Annotated in this window: 18 protein-coding genes and 1 riboswitch; of the genes, 2 read left to right on the forward strand and 16 right to left on the reverse strand. The window is 38.9% G+C overall.

Annotation, left to right across the window (positions count from 1 at the left end):
• Positions 1-29 precede the first annotated feature (29 nt).
• The 7 genes from B1R93_RS01915 to bluB form a co-directional block, all read right to left on the reverse strand.
• Positions 30-380 (reverse strand): GNAT family N-acetyltransferase, encoded by a 351-nt coding sequence (locus tag B1R93_RS01915; RefSeq protein ID WP_088102300.1) that lies wholly within the window; start codon positions 378-380, stop codon positions 30-32.
• 181 nt (positions 381-561) lie between these two features.
• Positions 562-1,032: a 6,7-dimethyl-8-ribityllumazine synthase gene (ribH, locus tag B1R93_RS01920; protein ID WP_088102301.1), complete on the reverse strand. Its 471-nt coding sequence runs from the start codon at positions 1,030-1,032 to the stop codon at positions 562-564.
• A 58-nt stretch (positions 1,033-1,090) separates the two neighbouring features.
• A complete protein-coding gene (locus B1R93_RS01925) occupies positions 1,091-2,296 on the reverse strand; it encodes a bifunctional 3,4-dihydroxy-2-butanone-4-phosphate synthase/GTP cyclohydrolase II (protein WP_280949450.1) in 1,206 nt (401 codons plus the stop codon).
• A 41-nt stretch (positions 2,297-2,337) separates the two neighbouring features.
• The gene (gene ribE / locus B1R93_RS01930) at positions 2,338-2,991 is read right to left on the reverse strand and encodes a riboflavin synthase (protein ID WP_088103367.1); all 654 of its coding nucleotides are present in this window, start codon (positions 2,989-2,991) and stop codon (positions 2,338-2,340) included.
• A gap of 3 nt (positions 2,992-2,994) precedes the next feature.
• A complete protein-coding gene (gene ribD / locus B1R93_RS01935; protein WP_088102302.1) occupies positions 2,995-4,074 on the reverse strand; it encodes a bifunctional diaminohydroxyphosphoribosylaminopyrimidine deaminase/5-amino-6-(5-phosphoribosylamino)uracil reductase RibD in 1,080 nt (359 codons plus the stop codon).
• A 191-nt stretch (positions 4,075-4,265) separates the two neighbouring features.
• Positions 4,266-4,416, reverse strand: a riboswitch (FMN riboswitch).
• Positions 4,417-4,615: 199 nt separating this feature from the next.
• Positions 4,616-5,482, reverse strand: coding sequence for a mechanosensitive ion channel family protein (locus tag B1R93_RS01940; protein WP_088102303.1), 867 nt, complete (start codon positions 5,480-5,482; stop codon positions 4,616-4,618).
• Between the two features lie 16 nt (positions 5,483-5,498).
• Positions 5,499-6,152 carry a 5,6-dimethylbenzimidazole synthase gene (bluB, locus tag B1R93_RS01945; RefSeq protein ID WP_088102304.1) on the reverse strand — a complete coding sequence of 218 codons (654 nt, stop codon included), beginning with the start codon at positions 6,150-6,152 and terminating at the stop codon, positions 5,499-5,501.
• A 198-nt stretch (positions 6,153-6,350) separates the two neighbouring features.
• Between bluB and B1R93_RS01950 the strand changes: the two genes are divergently transcribed.
• Entirely contained in the window at positions 6,351-7,247 is an 897-nt protein-coding gene (locus B1R93_RS01950; protein ID WP_088102305.1) for a TetR/AcrR family transcriptional regulator, read from the forward strand.
• Positions 7,247-8,824, forward strand: coding sequence for an MDR family MFS transporter (locus B1R93_RS01955; RefSeq protein ID WP_088102306.1), 1,578 nt, complete (start codon positions 7,247-7,249; stop codon positions 8,822-8,824). The genes B1R93_RS01950 and B1R93_RS01955 overlap by 1 nt, the downstream gene beginning before the upstream one ends.
• 37 nt (positions 8,825-8,861) lie before the next feature.
• On the opposite strand, the gene B1R93_RS01960 is transcribed toward B1R93_RS01955, so the two are convergent.
• The 9 genes from B1R93_RS01960 to lysA form a co-directional block, all read right to left on the reverse strand.
• The gene (locus B1R93_RS01960) at positions 8,862-9,338 is read right to left on the reverse strand and encodes an SMI1/KNR4 family protein (protein WP_088102307.1); all 477 of its coding nucleotides are present in this window, start codon (positions 9,336-9,338) and stop codon (positions 8,862-8,864) included.
• Positions 9,335-10,390, reverse strand: a complete 1,056-nt coding sequence (locus B1R93_RS01965; RefSeq protein WP_088102308.1) for an FUSC family protein — start codon at positions 10,388-10,390, stop codon at positions 9,335-9,337. Before B1R93_RS01965 ends, B1R93_RS01960 begins: the two co-directional genes overlap by 4 nt.
• A gap of 62 nt (positions 10,391-10,452) precedes the next feature.
• Positions 10,453-11,325, reverse strand: coding sequence for a ribokinase (rbsK, locus tag B1R93_RS01970; RefSeq protein ID WP_088102309.1), 873 nt, complete (start codon positions 11,323-11,325; stop codon positions 10,453-10,455).
• Positions 11,326-11,337: 12 nt separating this feature from the next.
• Positions 11,338-12,246, reverse strand: coding sequence for an AEC family transporter (locus tag B1R93_RS01975; RefSeq protein WP_088102310.1), 909 nt, complete (start codon positions 12,244-12,246; stop codon positions 11,338-11,340).
• Between the two features lie 111 nt (positions 12,247-12,357).
• On the reverse strand, positions 12,358-12,594 hold the full coding sequence (locus B1R93_RS01980; protein ID WP_088102311.1) for a YdbC family protein: 237 nt from the start codon (positions 12,592-12,594) through the stop codon (positions 12,358-12,360).
• An 85-nt stretch (positions 12,595-12,679) separates the two neighbouring features.
• The gene (locus B1R93_RS01985) at positions 12,680-13,546 is read right to left on the reverse strand and encodes a helix-turn-helix domain-containing protein (RefSeq protein ID WP_165763704.1); all 867 of its coding nucleotides are present in this window, start codon (positions 13,544-13,546) and stop codon (positions 12,680-12,682) included.
• Between the two features lie 145 nt (positions 13,547-13,691).
• Positions 13,692-14,126 (reverse strand): peptidylprolyl isomerase, encoded by a 435-nt coding sequence (locus tag B1R93_RS01990; protein ID WP_088102313.1) that lies wholly within the window; start codon positions 14,124-14,126, stop codon positions 13,692-13,694.
• Between the two features lie 125 nt (positions 14,127-14,251).
• Entirely contained in the window at positions 14,252-15,184 is a 933-nt protein-coding gene (locus B1R93_RS01995; protein WP_088102314.1) for a LysM peptidoglycan-binding domain-containing protein, read from the reverse strand.
• A gap of 171 nt (positions 15,185-15,355) precedes the next feature.
• The gene (gene lysA, locus B1R93_RS02000) at positions 15,356-16,678 is read right to left on the reverse strand and encodes a diaminopimelate decarboxylase (RefSeq protein WP_088102315.1); all 1,323 of its coding nucleotides are present in this window, start codon (positions 16,676-16,678) and stop codon (positions 15,356-15,358) included.
• Positions 16,679-16,972 lie beyond the last annotated feature (294 nt).

The following is a 16,972-nucleotide window of genomic DNA, read 5'->3' on the forward strand; positions in this document are numbered from 1 at the left end:
TTATTCACCTTTACATTTTCGCTGTCATTTTAGACTAGTTCACTTTCACATGCTTGATAAAACGCTTTCGTTTCCTTAGTCGGTTTTAATTGGTAAGCTGTTTGCTCTTTAAATGCTTGAAGCATTTTCTTACCAATCCCTTCCTGACGATGGGATGGATTCACACAAAGATGCTGCAACAATGCCTCTTCTCCCTGAAGCTTAATCCCTAGCACTCCTACAAAATCAGCTTCTTCTTGCCATAAATACAATTTCCACTCTGGATCTTCTTCATATTGTTCGATCGTTTTTTGTAGCTTCTTTAAATCCTTTTCTTTTGGCATAAATGAAAGAAGACCCATTGCAATCTTTTGATTGAAAGGTTTATAAGCGATAAGCATAGTTTCCCCTCTTTACCATTTCTCTTCTTTTTTATTTTACCATAGGCAACAACATAAAATGGACTGAATTCAAAAGTCCTATAAAAGGCGAGTTAAATCTGTTCATAAATAGTATATGTAGAAAGATGAAAAGCGTAACCTCAATGAAGGTTACGCTTTACTCACCATTAGTATGTTTAATTTATGCGTCAAATGAACGACTTAAATTCGCCATTTCAATCGCAGCTGTTGCAGCATCCCAGCCTTTGTTACCAGCTTTCGTACCTGCGCGCTCAACTGCCTGCTCAATTGTATCGGTTGTTAAAACACCAAAAATAACCGGCTTTCCAGAAGATAATGATAGTGAGCCGACACCCTTCGCTACTTCGTTACATACGTAATCAAAATGAGGCGTTGAACCACGAATAACAGTCCCCAACGTTATCACTGCATCATATTGTCCACTATCGGCCATCTTCTTAGCTGCAAACGGAATTTCAAATGCACCTGGAACCCATGCAACATCTACATCTCCTTCAGCCACACCGTGACGCTTTAGTGCATCCTCTGCTCCACCTAAAAGCTTACTCGTAATAAATTCATTAAAACGGCCAACAACGATCCCAACCTTTAATCCAGTTCCAACTAAATGACCTTCGTATACTTTACCCATTAGTAATTCCTCCTTCTATGTAGAGAGCTTTTTTTCAAAAAAGCTCAAGAAAACTCTTTTAAAAATGAAGCATATGTCCTAATTTCTCGGTTTTTGTCCGCAAGTATTTTTCATTGTCCTTATTATGAGGAAGTTGAAGCGGCACACGTTCAACGACTTCAAGATCATACCCTTTTAACCCAGTAATTTTTCTTGGATTATTCGTTAGCAATTTCATTTGCTTTACACCGAGGTCACGCAATATTTGCGCCCCAATTCCATAATCCCGTAAATCTGCAGGGAAGCCTAACTTTTCATTCGCTTCTACTGTATCATAGCCTTCTTCCTGTAATTTATAAGCACGAAGCTTATTCATTAATCCAATTCCACGCCCCTCTTGACGCATGTATAATAGAATCCCTTTTCCTTCTCTCTCAATTTGGGCAAGAGCTGCATGAAGCTGAGGACCACAATCACAGCGATGTGAACCAAACACATCACCCGTTAAACATTCGGAATGAACGCGTACAAGGGTTGGCTCTCCATCTATAATGGTCCCTTTTACTAGAGCGACACTTTCCTTGCCATCGACGACATCACTATAACCAATTGCTCGGAAATCACCAAAATCAGTTGGGAGTTTTATTTCGACTTCTTGTTTCACAAGCTTATCTTTTCGATGACGATACTTAATTAAATCTTTAATTGTAATCATTTTTAACTCATGCTCTTTTGCAATTTTTTTCAATTCAGGGACACGTGCCATCGTGCCATCTTCATTCATAATCTCACAAATAACACCAGCAGGCTTTGAACCAGCAAGTCTTGCTAAATCGACTGCCGCCTCTGTATGGCCTGCTCGACGAAGGACGCCACCATTCTTTGCTATAAGTGGGAACGTATGACCAGGACGCTTAAAATGATGTTTTTTAGCCTTATCATCAATTAAAGCGCGGACTGTATCCGCTCGTTCCTTTGCTGAAATTCCTGTTGAATTCGTATAATGATCCACACTAACTGTAAACGCCGTACCATGTGGGTCAGTATTATGATCAACCATTGCTTCTAGATCTAATTGTTTTGCTCGTTCTTCCGTTATTGGTGCACATACGAGTCCACGACCATGTGTGACCATAAAATTAATCACTTCAGGTGTTACTTTTTCCGCTATTGCGATAAAGTCACCTTCATTTTCACGATCTTCATCATCACATACTATCACAACTTTGCCTTGCATTAATTCATAAATTGCTTCCTCAATCGGATCAAAGATGTTCTTTGTCATCGATTTCACCTACCTTATTTATTTGTTATAGAATCTCAACATCATTTAAAGCCATGCTCCTCTAAAAAGCTTGCAGATAGAGATGGGCCAGAAGTCGATTGTTCAAATCGTCTTACAATAAATTGCTCAATATATTTACCTACCATATCACATTCAATATTAACAATATCACCAACATTTTTAGAGCCGATAATCGTCTCCTCTAGCGTATGAGGAATAATTGAAATGGTAAAAGAGGAATCATCTACAGCAAAAATTGTTAAGCTCGTACCATCGACAGCTACGGAACCTTTATAAATCATATAGTTACGAAGCTCCGGAGAAACCCCTATCCGATAATAAACTGCATTATGCTGCGCATCTTTTGATAAAATCTGTCCAATACCATCGACATGCCCTGAAACAAAGTGGCCTCCAAAGCGCCCCTTTGCGCTCATCGCGCGCTCTAAATTAACGTTTGAACCACGTCCTAAGCCTTTCAGACTCGTAGATCGTACTGTTTCAGGCATTAAATCAACAGAAAAATGTTTAGACGTAAAGGATGTCACCGTCAAACAGACACCATTTACGGCAATACTATCGCCAAGCTGTACGTCCTCTAACACGTTTTCTGCTGCGATTTTCATCACGATCGCTTCTCCACTTTGGCGTATATCCTCAATTGTTCCAATTTCCTCAATAATTCCGGTGAACATCATTTATCCCTCCCTTACTGAAACAATTTTCACATCGTCTCCAATTTTTACAACGTTTTGAATAACGAACTTTAGTGCCTCATCAACTTCGGATACACCCTCTCCTCCGATTACAGACGGTGCACCAGCACCACCAAATAACTTAGGTGCAATGTACGTAATAACTTGATTCACTTGTTTTTCCTGAAGAAAGCCACCATTTACTTCGGCTCCTCCCTCAACAAAAACGGAAGTTATACTACGTCTCCCTAGCTCTTCTAAAACGGAAGAAATCGAAAACGCATCAACGCGAATAATGGTCACACCTTTTTCCTGAAGCAGCTTTTCTTTTTCCTGTGAAGCTGCTTTTGTCGTCATAATCCAAGTTGGTGCTTCTCCATCTGTTACTATATTAGCGTCTAAAGGGGTGCGAAGCTGACGGTCTAGAATGACTCGAACTGGGTTTTTCCCACCATTCGGTAAACGAGTTGTTAAAGACGGATTGTCAGCTATAACCGTTCCGCTACCGACAAGAATCGCATCATGAGTGTGTCGGTAGTGATGAACATCCTCTCTAGAAGGAGGCCCTGTAATCCATTTGCTTTTTCCTGTTACTGTTGCTGTTTTTCCATCGAGCGTCGTTGCTGACTTTAACGTAACAAACGGCTTTTTCGTTTTAATATAGTGGAAGAACACTTGGTTCAGATCTCTTGATTCCTGTTCACAAACCCCAATCTTAACCTTTATGCCTGCCTTTCTTAGTTTTTCTACTCCTTTTCCCGCTACAGCAGGATTAGGATCGACCATGGCAATAACGACTCGCTTTAAGCCTCTCTCAATAATTAAATCAGCACACGGTGGTGTTTTTCCGTAATGACTACATGGCTCAAGGGTGACATAAATCGTTGCACCATAAGCTTTATCGCCTGCCATCTTTAGTGCTTGAACTTCTGCATGACCCTCTCCAGCCTTTAAATGCGCACCCATCCCTACAATTTGACCGTCCTTTACGACCACAGAACCGACCATGGGATTCGGGGATGTTTGTCCACGAGTCCCCTCGGCAAGCTGGAGAGCCAACCTCATATAATCCTCATCTTTCATTTGGATCCCCTCGTTCTATCACAAAATACAAAAAACCCGAAGTTTCTTTCCTTCGGGTTGGTTTCTAAATAAGAGTATCACGAAACAAGCCGTTCCCTTAAGACAAACGGATTGCGTGGTAGCATCTGAAAAAGGGCATACTTACCCTATAGTTTTGTAGCATTTTTCGAAAAAAATGCCTCACATGCTCTTCTCTCCTTCTCCCATCCAGACTTTCACTGTCGGTCCCGGACTTTCACCAGGTCCACCGCTTTTGACGAATCAAAATCGGGTCACGGACTAAGAAGCCATTTATGCTTCATCACCGCCGGTCGGGATTTTCACCCGGCCCCGAAGGATACTATTTAATTATAACTATGTGTTTTTGCTATGCTCTTGATTGAATAGATATTACCATTCGTCATATAAAAAAGCAAGGAATTAATCTCCAAGCTCTTTTCAGCCAGTGACACCTTTATCTTTAACTTTTAAATATGATAAAAAAAATAAAACCGACATCCCCCTTTTAATCCGGGAATGACGGTTTAATAATGAATAGTCATTATTCATTAATCGTGTCGCTCTTATATACGAGATGTTGTTCCGGCATAATGATGTTGTTCTCGAACAAAGCCTGTGCGAATTGTTCTTTCATTTCTTGAACTGCAATGATATAATCGCTATCGTTCACAGTAGCCACAATCATAAATTTTATTCCTAACGGTGTTGTGTCTAAAGACGACATTCCATGTACACGATAAGGTTCAATAATTTGTCCTTCTTTGTCTCGTTTCAAGTAGGCATCATGACGTTCATTGAGTTTGTCACAGAGCCGAGAAAATAATTCCTTTACTTCTTGTGGATTTTGCCGAAAGCTTACAATGATACCTTCAAAAATCCGGCGAGATTCAATGTTTCCATTCACTACTTTCCGAACTTCTCCATTAGATATTGTTGTTAGCATCCCATTTAGCTTGCGAATTTTCAACGCTCGAAACCCTAACTCTTCAACCGTTCCCCCATCCAACTCATCATTTATCCGAACAAAGTCACCTTTTCTAAATTGTCCTTCAAAAAGAAAGAAGAAACCATAGAGCATGTCTTTAATAGCACTTTGTGCCCCAAATCCAATTACAATCCCGATGACACCACCTGCTACAAGCAATTCGCGAATATCTATAAATGGTCTGAGGGCCGTTAACATTATAATGAGAAATGCAACATAGTTCGATGTTGTTTTAATCACACTCTCTAACGTTTCCTCATGCTTTTTATCAATATAATCTGTTCGTTTAAAAAATTGGTGTAAACTAAAGCGCATAATGAAAATAAATCCATAGGTAATGACAGCTGTTAGAAATAATATTAAGAAATACTTCATCACTTCCTGCCAATTAATCTGTAACAATTCTTCAAAAAGAAAGTCCATCTAAATTCCGATCCTTTCATAATTGGTTTTTCTTTTGTCCCCACTTATTTTCATAAATTAGTTGCTCGAGCGATCGACGCTTTTCCCAATTCGCTAACTCCAATATCGGTTTTTCTGGATAATTTTCTGTATAACCAACTGACATTAACGCAATTGGATCGATATGAGGGGGAATCTCTAATATATCACGAACATCATTTTTTTTATAAAAGCTGACCCAGCCCATCGCTAGTCCTTCTGCACACGCAGCAAGCCACATGTTTTGAATAGCGCAAGCCGTTGAGAGACTATCGGTTTCAGGAATTGAATTACGTCCCAATACATGTGAGCCTCCCCTTGTCGGATCACATGTGACACAAATTGTTAATGGCGCTTCCTTTAACCCTTCCACCTTTAAGCTTAAAAAAGAAGACTCTTTTTCACCATCATAATGTATCGCTAACGCTCGTCTTTCTTTATCTGCTGCCCAAGCTAATTTTTCCTTTATTTGCTCGGAAGTAATCAAAACAAAGTTCCACGGCTGCATAAACCCAACGGAAGGCGCGTGATGTGCAGCCTCTAGTATATTATTTATCGCCTCTTGTGGAATTGGATTCGGTAAAAAGCTCCGAATATCACGACGCATATGGATCACTTTATAAATGGCATCTCTTTCTTCTTTTGAAAACATAATGATAACCTCCATTTTTAATCATTCAACACTCTTTACAAGATACCATAGAACCGTCCTTTTTCTTACATTTTTTAATAAAGATAAGGGATACAAATTGATTGTCTAGAACGAGCCTCATATGGTATAGTCACAACGTAACCAGTTAGTCACATATGACCAACTAGTCATACGCACAATTGAAGTGAGGGAAACGTGATGAATGATAAACAAAAGCAAATTATTAAAGTAGCGATGACCTTATTTGCTAAGAACGGCTTTCACTTTACCTCCATGCAAGAAATTGCTTCGGAAGTCGGAATGTCCAAAGGTGCTGTTTATTTACAATTCAAGTCAAAAGAAGAACTGTTGCTTTCCATTATCCGACGTTATCAAGAGGAGATGTTTGAGCAGCTGACCTTTATTGCACAGGATACGAAGCACACGCAAGAAGAAAACTTAGCGAAACAAATCTTCATTCAGTTAACGCTCTTTAAAGAAAATGGAGATTTTATCAAAATTCTTTTAAATGAGCAGCTTCATCAAAAGAGCATTACAATTAAAAAGTTTCTCTCACAAACACGGTCTACGATTAAGCATTATCAAAAACAAATGCTGTTACAGGCTTATGGTGACAAAATCGAACCTTATTTGTGGGATTTGGTTTCATTATTCCATGGAATCATGAAAGAATATCAGCATCAGCTTGTTTTTGAAAAAAAGCCAATTGATATTAAATCAGCTTCCACCTTTATTGTTGGAAGGCTTGATGCACTTGTTAAGGACTGTCTTACTAACAAGCCAACTCCGGTTATAACTGCGAGGATGAACGAGGATAAGGAGAACAAAGGAAAAGAATTATTTCATTCCCAAGAAGAAAAAATAGCCTTTGAAATTAATAAACTCGAAAAAAAAATCAATGCTAGCACGTTTGAAACGGGACATAAAGAAGATTTAATTTTGACACTTGATCATTTACATAAGGAATGGAAGAAAGATGTACCACGAAGATTTATAGTCCAGTCCTTTTTAAGTTTCTTAGCATCCGCACCAGAGCTAGAGGATGATGTATTACACCTTCAAAGACTAGTCACATTAAAAACGGAGGTTACATGATGGAACATTTAGAACAACGACAAAAAGTCATTATTATGATTGCAATTATGTCAGCTATGTTTTTTGCAGCCATTAATATGACCATTGTCGGGACGGCCCTACCAAAGATTATTTCTCAAATCGGTGGTATGGACTATTTTGACTGGGTCTTTACGATTTATATGCTATCTTCTACGATTACAGCGATGTTAGTAGGACGTTTATCAGATATTTACGGCCGAAAAGTATTTATCCTTATCGGTATTGGCGTATTTATGACGGGCGCTTTTTTAAGCGGTACTTCGGATACGATTATCCAATTAATTATTTATCGAGGTATCCAAGGATTTGGTGGAGGAATGATTATGTCAGCGGCCTTTACAACAGTTGGCGATTTATTCTCTCCGCGTGAACGCGGTCGTTGGCAAGGAATGTTTGCTGGAGTGTTTGGTCTTTCAAGTTTATTTGGTCCGACTCTAGGTGGATACATTGTTGATAATTTCAATTGGCACTGGGTTTTTTGGATTTTTCTACCGATTGGTTTTATTGCCTTTTTCTTAATTTGGAAGCTTTACCCTACTCATATACGTCAAGAAAAACAATCGATTGATTATCTTGGTTCATTCGTTTTAACACTTGTTATTATTTCATTATTACTTGGCTTTTCATGGGGTGGAAATGAATATGAATGGCTTTCCTACCAAATTATTGGGTTATTCTCGTTTACGATTATCGGTCTCGTTGTCTTTATTTTCATTGAAAAACGCGTAGAAAATCCAGTTATCCCGCTTCATCTTTTTAAAAACCAAGTATTTACTCTCTCGAATATTGCCGGGTTATTTTTAGGGATGGGAATGTTTGGTGTGATTATGTATACCCCTTTCTTCGTTCAAGGTGTACTTGGGAGAACTGCTACCGTATCCGGTCTAGTGGAAATGGCGATGACGATTTCCATGGTCATCTTAAGTACCATTGGCGGACAACTTATCACCAAAACCGGAAAGTATAAAACAATTGCACTTGTCGGTCTCGTGCTTATGGCTTTAGGCCTATTCTTGAATTCCCTACTACACCCTGACTCTAGCTTATTACGTTTAATACTTCAGCTAATTATTATTGGTATGGGACTAGGAATGGCAATGCCTGTTTTTCAAGTTACCGTCCAAAATGCAGTTAAGCATCAATATTTAGGTGTAGCAACGTCCGTTATGCAAGTGTTCCGCCAAATAGGCGGTACCATTGGAGTCGCTGTCATGGGAACGATATTAGGACAATTAATGAAAAATCGTCTTGAGGAAGTAAATACTCAGCCTGCTTCAGCGCCACTGCCAGAAGAAATGAATGAGCGTTTAGCTGAGCTTCAAAACCCACAGCTTCTTATGGATTTAGATGTGATTGAGGAGATGCGTTCAAGCTTCCCGACAGAGATGATTACGTTATTTGATCAACTAATTCTCACAATGCGCGACGTGTTAAATTACTCCTTAACAGGTGTCTTTCTGTTTAGTGCGATTATTGTTACCTGTGGGGTGGTTGTAACAGCCTTTATAAAGGAAATCCCATTACGAACAACCAATCGCGACGAGGATACTGAATAAAAGGATGTGCCGGCAATGTTTCGGCACATCCTTTTCACTACTTAACCTTCCTAAATAGTTTCCTTAATAATTGCGAGAAAGTATCAGCAACTCGATATTCCTCCCAAACTGACTCACCTGATTCTGATAAAGTCTGTTGCCAATAAACAACAGCAGGCTCTACTCCCCCACGGTAATCAAGCGCTAGCCAAGTCTCAAAATCTCCGGCAATAAGGACCATTTTAGTAGGTAAACCACATTCCTCTGCAAAAATCGTAGACAATCCCACCCCTGCATCAACCTCAAGCTCTTGAAAATATGGAATCCAGACGACATCTCCGTCTTCAAATGGGATATATCCGAACGAAAGATTGCCACCATTTTGCTGCTGCATTAGGGAAATATACTCTTTAGGTAACCTTACATCTAATTTCTGTTCAATTTCAGATAAGGCTCCACTCGTTAACGCTTCACCTGGCTTGTACTCAGTAGGTGACTTCCAAAAGCCTGTACCCTCGTAAAAAAGTATACTCATAATCTTCCTCTTTCTATTTGATGCCTTGCTAGATGCTCTAATTCCTCAAGGACATCATGAATCGATAATACAACAAATAGAATAATCGTCGATGGGGTAAAATGATGATGATATTTCTTTGTTAGTTCTTTATGAACAGATTCATTTGTATGCCAAAATAACTCATCCAAATCCCGAACCTCCCGAAGGTATTCAGGGGACATTCGGTGTGCTGGATCTTTCATAACCTTTACAACCGATTCCACAATTTTCATGATCATCTCGCGTTCTTGTTTATTAAACAGCTGGATTTCTTTTGTAATAGAGAATAGATTTCCGAGATAATAATGAATTTGCTGCAAACACTCTAACTTTTTATACTCATAAAAATAATCTCTCATTTCCCCCGTTGAATGACGATGAAATTTCCATTCGTCTCGTTGATAATGACATAATTGAAACGATTTTTTTAATTCATTTGTTAAATAACGGTGTTTATCCTGTGTTTGTTTAGATATACATTTATTATTCTTTAACAACTCACCACAACGCAACATAAATAAATGTGCCGTTTCTGTATAAAGCCGTTCATTTCTTTGCTTGATTTGCTCAGAAAATTTTGCTGGAAGTATTAAAAGATTAACGAGCGTTGACACAATTAACCCTATAATGGTCGTGCTCGTTCTTTCGATAAAAGCCAAAAAATAATAGTCATGGGTTACAGGAATCATCATGATTGCTGTCAAAGTTGCGATTAAAGCACCTGCTTCTAGCTTTAATTTAATACAAACAAAGATGGTTGTTACTGCAGCCAACGTGAAGGTGAGTGGAGTATGACCGAAAAAATATGTAAATGTCATTGATAAACTAGCGCCGATAAGCGCCGCTGGAAATCGAACAATCCCTTTTTTAATTGAATCGGCTGCAGTTGGTTCAATAGTAACGATTGCAATAATTGCTGCAAACACCATCGGTAAACCAAGTAAATAACAAAAGCTAGTTGTGAATAATACCGCTATGCCAGTTTTTACTATACGGCCACCAAACAATTTATATTTTTTTAATTTAGCCATCGTCTCCCCACCCTACCAAGCTAAAACCATATGTTATATTATTTTCATATTCATTGATTTCATTACTTATCTCTTCTTGTTAGAAAATAGCTTAACTCTTCACGAGTTGGCATTCCTGCTTGAGCACCTAATTTGGTGACGGCTAATGCACCAACCGCAACCGAAAATTGACAAGCCTCTTTTAAGCTTTTCCCTTCGGATAATGCAACTGCGAATGCACCATTAAAAGCATCACCGGCCCCGGTCGTATCTACTACTTCAACTGGGTAACTTTCAACACTTCTAATTGTATCATTTTCAAAAAAGGTAACCCCTTTTTCACCTCTAGTAACAATCAGTTTTGCTTTATCGACAATATTTAATGCGCCAACCTCATGTTCATTTGGCGTAAAATATGTCACATCTTTAAGTAGCGAGTTTGGTAAAGAGCGTATTGGAGCTGGATTGAGAATGGTACGTACCTGATGCTTCTTTGCAAGCGAAAGGGCACATTCGACAGCTTTGAGTGGAATTTCTAATTGCAGCAAAACAACATCACTCGATGCAATTATTTTTTCAAATTGAGATACGAATGGTGCTGTTACCTCTTCATTTGCACCAGGAACGACAATAATCCGATTGTCTCCTTCTGCTAATGTAATCGAAGCGACTCCTGTACTTTTATAGTGAACAGGCTCCCCTTCACAAAGCGTTATCCCTTCCTGCTCTAAATGTTTTCTTAATGACAGTCCAAAGGGATCTTCACCAATACGTCCGATTAATGAAACGTCTGCACCTAGTCTTGCAGCAGCTACTGCTTGGTTTGCCCCCTTACCTCCTGGGATCATCGAAAAAAATTCGCCCATAACCGTTTCACCTTTATTCGGTAATCGCTTGGTATCTGTCACTAAATCCATATTAATGCTACCTATAACGGTTACTTTTGTTCTTTTCATGATAAACCCTCTCTATAATAGGCTAACAATCATATATAATATCGGCAAAATAACAATTAGCAATCCTGTATTAACGAGCCAGCTCGAGTTTGCCAAGTCAACATCAAGTTTAAACAATTGAGGTGGAACAAGAGAAGATACCGCAGGCGGCATGGCTGATAAGATTAAAATCACACCTAACACCATTCCATTATGCATATCCCCAAGCCCAAGGAAATAAGCAGTCGAAGTAATTGTAAGAGGAACAAGTAAAAACTTAATCACAGAAGCCGAAAAGCTCTCCTTCAAATAACCTTTTACAGAACCAAACCTCATGGCGAAACCCACTGGTATTACTAATAAGAATGAAGACAATGGAACAAGCACCTGATTTAACGAACCATAAAATTCTGGGCGTTCTAACGGTGAAACATTTAGAGTCCCGCCAATAACAATCGCAGAAAAGGTAATCATAATAAAGGGATCTGTTATGATTTTCTTTAAGGCTGATTTTTTCTTTACATTTTCATCACTAGAACCATAAGCCTTTGCGATTGGAAACGCCACCGTATAATAAATAAGTTCTTCAAATAAGCGAAATAGTGCAGCAAACGCGACACTTGCTTCCCCTAAAAACAAAAAGCAAAATAATGTACCGAAGCTACCAATATTTACAAACGCTCCGGTTACAAACATCGATCCAGTTTGGGGACGATTCAGCTTCAACAATTTTGCTGCAACGATTCCGAGTGTCCCTCCTAAAATAAGCGTACATATTCCCAAAATCGGCAAGTAAATTAAGCTCGTATCTCCTAAATCCACAAACCAAAAAGCCCCTATTAACACAAGCGGATTAATACCTAAAAGGACGATACGAATTAAGGCCTTGATCATTTTATCTATTGGCCAAGCTAATGGTAAGCGATGAGCGTCCACAAGCAAGCGTATACTTTTTCCTAATGCTAATCCGAAGACAATAATTCCTAATGCATAAACAAACGTACCGATTGTGTGTCTCTCCTCTCCATCTCCTTACAGAACCTTTTAACTCCTCTATTTATGTAGTGATCTATGATCAACCTGATCAAGAAGCTCTTTAAGCTTTATAAATTCATCATTGTTTAACGTTATTCCCTTTCCCATCTTTTCATGATCAGGAGACCAATCACGTAAGTCATACTTTGGCTCCCTACCATTCCAACTCACTAAATTTAATTCTTTCCTCCAGCCTTTCGGGTTCTCCGACAACACACCAATCGTTTCTGTAATTTCAAATTTAATATCAGCCACTGTCATTCCTCCTTTTATCTTTATTGTAGCCTCTTTCTTTTTTAACCAAGACAAAAAAGGCTAGTTATCTGAACTAACCTACTTATTATAACACGTGATTATTTTCCGTCTGTTCTTTCGTACTTTTAATTATCATCTCACGGTAAGCTCTCGGCGAAAATCCTGTTTTCTCTTTGAATTTTCTCGAAAAATACGTAAGTTCCATCCCAATTTTATCGGCTATTTGCGAGACGGTTAAATCGGACATCACAAGCATCTGTTCCGCTTTTTCAAACCTTTGATGATTAATATATTGTATTGGAGAATAACCCGTACAGTTTTTAAACACTTTAATAAAATAATTTGGGTGAAAATTTAACATACCTGATAAGTAATCAACCGATAAATTTTCAGCTAAGTGTTCATCAATAAACTTTAATACTTTATTAATTTTACTAATGGAAGGTGCTGAGACGAGTTGAATTTCTGGTTGCTGCTGATTCTCCTTCATGAACATGGAGAGTAATTCAAGCAAAATAGCTTGACTAAGAAATTCACTATACAACTCTTCACTTTTTGAATACTGAACAAGGTTCTTAAATTTATGTTCAACCGCTTGTTGATCATCAACTGTAATAAAAATTGGAGCTTCTATTACTTGTAATAAATGAAGCTCACCTATTTTTGCAGTAAAATGACACCAATATTTTTCATACGTATGTTCTTTTACGGTTCCAAAGGATTGAGTTGCACCTGCTGGAAGTAAAAATAACTGCCCAGGCTTTGGATGATACCGTTGGCCATTTATACAAATAAACCCTTCACCATCTAAAAAATAATAAAATTTATTAAAATGCGGCTTGAAATTTTTTCCCGACCATGAACTCGATACCTTTGTATACTCGGCAATCGACAAATCCAATCTAGTGTTTCCAATATATTTTTTCCAAAAGCTAGCTCTATTCATTTCCATAGTAGCTGTCATCCTCTCTTATTATCCATAATATATACAATAAAAATTAATAGATTCCTTTATTAAGAGAAAAAATAATAGTAGAGACAGCATAAATGTTAAAAAAGAAGCCGAGCACGGGTTGCTCAGCTTCAAAAAGTTTGGACTATTCTTCCCAAACCTTTACTTCCTTCATTACATCACCTTGGTTTATGCGACGGACAGAGTCAACGCCTTCGATAACTTGTCCAAATACTGTATGCACACCGTCAAGATGAGGTTGAGGATCATGAACGATAAAGAACTGGCTGCCTCCTGTATCCTTTCCCGCATGTGCCATAGAAAGGGCACCTGTAACATGCTTATGAGGATTTCCTTCCGTCTCACATTTAATTGTATACCCTGGGCCACCTGTTCCATTACCTACAGGACACCCACCTTGTGCTACAAATCCAGGAATGACACGGTGGAACGTTAATCCGTTATAGAAACCTTCATTTGCTAGCTTCTCAAAATTTTCAACTGTTTTTGGTGCTTCCTCAGGGAAAAATTCAATGACGATTTTTTCACCATTTTCAAAAGCGATGCTTCCTTTTTTCATATGTATGCCTCCATTCAAAATGTTTCGCCTTATTGTACACTATTCTAACCGTAATGTGAAATTTTGGACTAGCTCTAATCAAAAAACTCTCTCGTCTTCTTTGTAGACAAGAGAGTTTACTTTCATTAAGGTAATTGAAGGGCTTGACCAACGAAAAGAGTTGTACTTGTTAGTTGATTCATCTCACTGATCGCTTGTACCGTTGTACCGTTGGCAACGGCTATTCTCCATAACGTATCACCAGATTGGACAGTATACAAGTTTGCGTTTGTAATCGCTCTCACTTTTAAGTTTTGTCCTACTTGTATGGATGTAGTCGTAAGCTCGTTCCAAGTCATTAAATCCTGAACAGTACTATTGTATTGACGACTAATTAGCCATAAGGTATCCCCAGCTTTTACAGTGTGTACATCACCAGTTAGTACTTGCTGTGTCAATGTACTACCTGGAGGAATTCGTAATTGTTGCCCTATATAAATCCAATCCGACGTTAAACGATTATGTGATTTAAGTGCATCAACGGTTATTCCATACTCTTTGGCTATTTTAAACATCGTATCACCACTTTTCACACTATATATTGTCTCAGATTGAATAGGCGTCTGCCTTTGTTCCGTTATTACTCTTCTAGCTGTAACAAAACGCGGTGACCAGTACGTTGTAAATGGATTCGTAAGATGTACACCTGCACTCGATGATGAATGGATCATTTCATTGGCACTTATATAAATCCCTAAATGGTTAATCTGTCCATCACCGTTTGTATCGTAAAATAAGAGGTCTCCTCTCTTTAAATTGGAACGACTCACTTCTATTCCCGTTTTAGCCTGGTCCATACTTACTCTTGGCAAGGAAATTCCATGTAAACTAAAGACATAGCTCGAAAAAGAAGAACAATCAAATCCAGTTAAATCACCAACGGCTGCCCCATACTTATACGGTTTGCCAAGTTGCTGTTTGGCTGAGTCTATTACTGCGTCTGCAATACTCGACGAAGCGAACGCTTGGCTAGGCATTAGCAAACATAATATAAACATAAAACTAAGAAGCTTTTTCATCGTTTCCCCCCCTACTAAAAATAGTAGCTCAAAGCACTATGTGCATTCATTAGTAGATAAGTAGAGTTTTTTGAATATTTTTACAAGGGAATACACTTCCAGTTTATGGTCACTCTTACCGGAAAAAAATAAATCGCCAAACCGCATAAGCGATTTGGCGTTTGAAGTCATTTACGATTGATTTACTTTTTTGGCTAGAGGGACATCAAGGCGAATAAGATCTTCATAGCTCTCACGTTTAACGACGAACTGTGCTTCTCCCTCTTCAACAAAGATCACGGCAGGCCGTGGAATACGGTTATAATTATTAGACATTGCATACCCGTATGCTCCCGTACAGAATACAGCTAAAATATCCAAATGGTCTGCTTTAGGTAGCGGTAAATCCCAAATAAGCATATCCCCACTTTCGCAACATTTTCCCGCAATTGAAAATGTATCGGTAGCTGGCTCATTTGCACGATTTGCTAAAATCCCTTCATATTCAGCTTGATATAAGGAAGGACGAAGATTATCGCTCATTCCTCCGTCAACAGCCAAGTAATGACGCACATTTGGAATTTCTTTATTTGAACCAATTGAGTAAAGAGTCGTACCCGCATCTCCTACAAGAGAGCGTCCTGGCTCAATCCAAATTTCAGGAATGTCCATTTCGAATGATATCGCTTTTTCTTTCACAACTTGAACCATTTTTCTCACGTATTCGCCAACTGGTAGCGGAGTATCTCCTTCAATATAACGAATACCAAAGCCACCGCCTAAGTTAATAACTTTTGGAATAAACCCTAGGTTATCACGCCACTCGACGACATATTCAAAGATTTTTTCGACTGCCATGACAAATCCAGTTGTTTCAAAGATTTGTGACCCTATATGACTATGAATCCCAAGTAATTCAATATGCTCATCATCCTGAGCGAGTTTAATTGCTTCATAAACCTGTCCACTCGTTAAATCAAAACCAAATTTTGAATCTTCTTGTCCCGTTGAGATGTAATCATGGGTGTGAGCTTCTACTCCAGGTGTAATTCTAAGTAAAATCTCAATTTTTTTGCCTTTTTCTCTACAAATTCTCCCTAATTCACGTAGTTCATAAAAGTTATCAACAACGATACATCCAATATTTGCATCAACTGCCATTTCAAGCTCGTCTAAACTTTTATTATTGCCGTGAAAATGAATTTTTTCCATTGGGACTCCTGCTTGCATTGCTGTATACAGCTCTCCACCAGAAACTACGTCTAAGCTTAATCCTAATTCTGTCGCTAATTGAAACATCGCTACACAACTGAATGCTTTGCTTGCATAGGCTACTTGGTAATGAACCTGTTCATCTTCAAATGCTTGACGAAATTGCTGAGCCCGTTCTCTCATCAATGCGACATCATATACAAACAAAGGTGTCCCAAATTCCTTTGCAAGCTGTACTGTGTCAACCCCACCAATTTCTAAATGTCCACTACTATTTATTCTGCTTGTTCCATGCATAAACATGTTGATCTCTCCTTTATTTTCCCTAACTCGCTGGTGGCGGTCACCTGCCGCCGCGCATAGTTCGCGCGGCTATACAAACCTTTACAACATGAGCCTCCCTCTGGTCGGCTGCCGCCACGCATAGTTCGCGCGGCTATACAAACCTTTACAACATGAGCCTCCCTCTGGTCGGCTGCCGCCACGCATAGTTCGCGCGGCTATACAAACCTTTACAACATGAGCCTCCCTCTGGTCGGCTGCCGCCACGCATAGTTCGCGCGGCTATACAAACCTTTACAACATGAGCCTCCCTCT

Source organism: Halalkalibacter urbisdiaboli (genome assembly GCF_002156385.1).
Lineage (GTDB): Bacteria > Bacillota > Bacilli > Bacillales > Bacillaceae_D > Halalkalibacter_A > Halalkalibacter_A urbisdiaboli.

Bases quoted from the DNA above. Each gene is read 5' to 3' on its own strand.
- lysA (WP_088102315.1), bottom strand. From the start codon at position 16,678: ATGTTTATGCATGGAACAAGCAGAATAAATAGTAGTGGACATTTAGAA.
- B1R93_RS01925 (WP_280949450.1), bottom strand. From the start codon at position 2,296: ATGACAAAGAACATCTTTGATCCGATTGAGGAAGCAATTTATGAATTA.
- ribE (WP_088103367.1), bottom strand. From the start codon at position 2,991: ATGTTCACCGGAATTATTGAGGAAATTGGAACAATTGAGGATATACGC.
- bluB (WP_088102304.1), bottom strand. From the start codon at position 6,152: ATGTTTTCAAAAGAAGAAAGAGATGCCATTTATAAAGTGATCCATATG.
- ribD (WP_088102302.1), bottom strand. From the start codon at position 4,074: ATGAAAGATGAGGATTATATGAGGTTGGCTCTCCAGCTTGCCGAGGGG.
- B1R93_RS01960 (WP_088102307.1), bottom strand. From the start codon at position 9,338: ATGAGTATACTTTTTTACGAGGGTACAGGCTTTTGGAAGTCACCTACT.
- B1R93_RS01940 (WP_088102303.1), bottom strand. From the start codon at position 5,482: ATGGACTTTCTTTTTGAAGAATTGTTACAGATTAATTGGCAGGAAGTG.
- B1R93_RS01955 (WP_088102306.1), top strand. From the start codon at position 7,247: ATGGAACATTTAGAACAACGACAAAAAGTCATTATTATGATTGCAATT.
- rbsK (WP_088102309.1), bottom strand. From the start codon at position 11,325: ATGAAAAGAACAAAAGTAACCGTTATAGGTAGCATTAATATGGATTTA.
- B1R93_RS01965 (WP_088102308.1), bottom strand. From the start codon at position 10,390: ATGGCTAAATTAAAAAAATATAAATTGTTTGGTGGCCGTATAGTAAAA.
- ribH (WP_088102301.1), bottom strand. From the start codon at position 1,032: ATGGGTAAAGTATACGAAGGTCATTTAGTTGGAACTGGATTAAAGGTT.
- B1R93_RS01995 (WP_088102314.1), bottom strand. From the start codon at position 15,184: ATGAAAAAGCTTCTTAGTTTTATGTTTATATTATGTTTGCTAATGCCT.
- B1R93_RS01915 (WP_088102300.1), bottom strand. From the start codon at position 380: ATGCTTATCGCTTATAAACCTTTCAATCAAAAGATTGCAATGGGTCTT.
- B1R93_RS01950 (WP_088102305.1), top strand. From the start codon at position 6,351: ATGAATGATAAACAAAAGCAAATTATTAAAGTAGCGATGACCTTATTT.
- B1R93_RS01990 (WP_088102313.1), bottom strand. From the start codon at position 14,126: ATGAAAAAAGGAAGCATCGCTTTTGAAAATGGTGAAAAAATCGTCATT.
- B1R93_RS01985 (WP_165763704.1), bottom strand. From the start codon at position 13,546: ATGGAAATGAATAGAGCTAGCTTTTGGAAAAAATATATTGGAAACACT.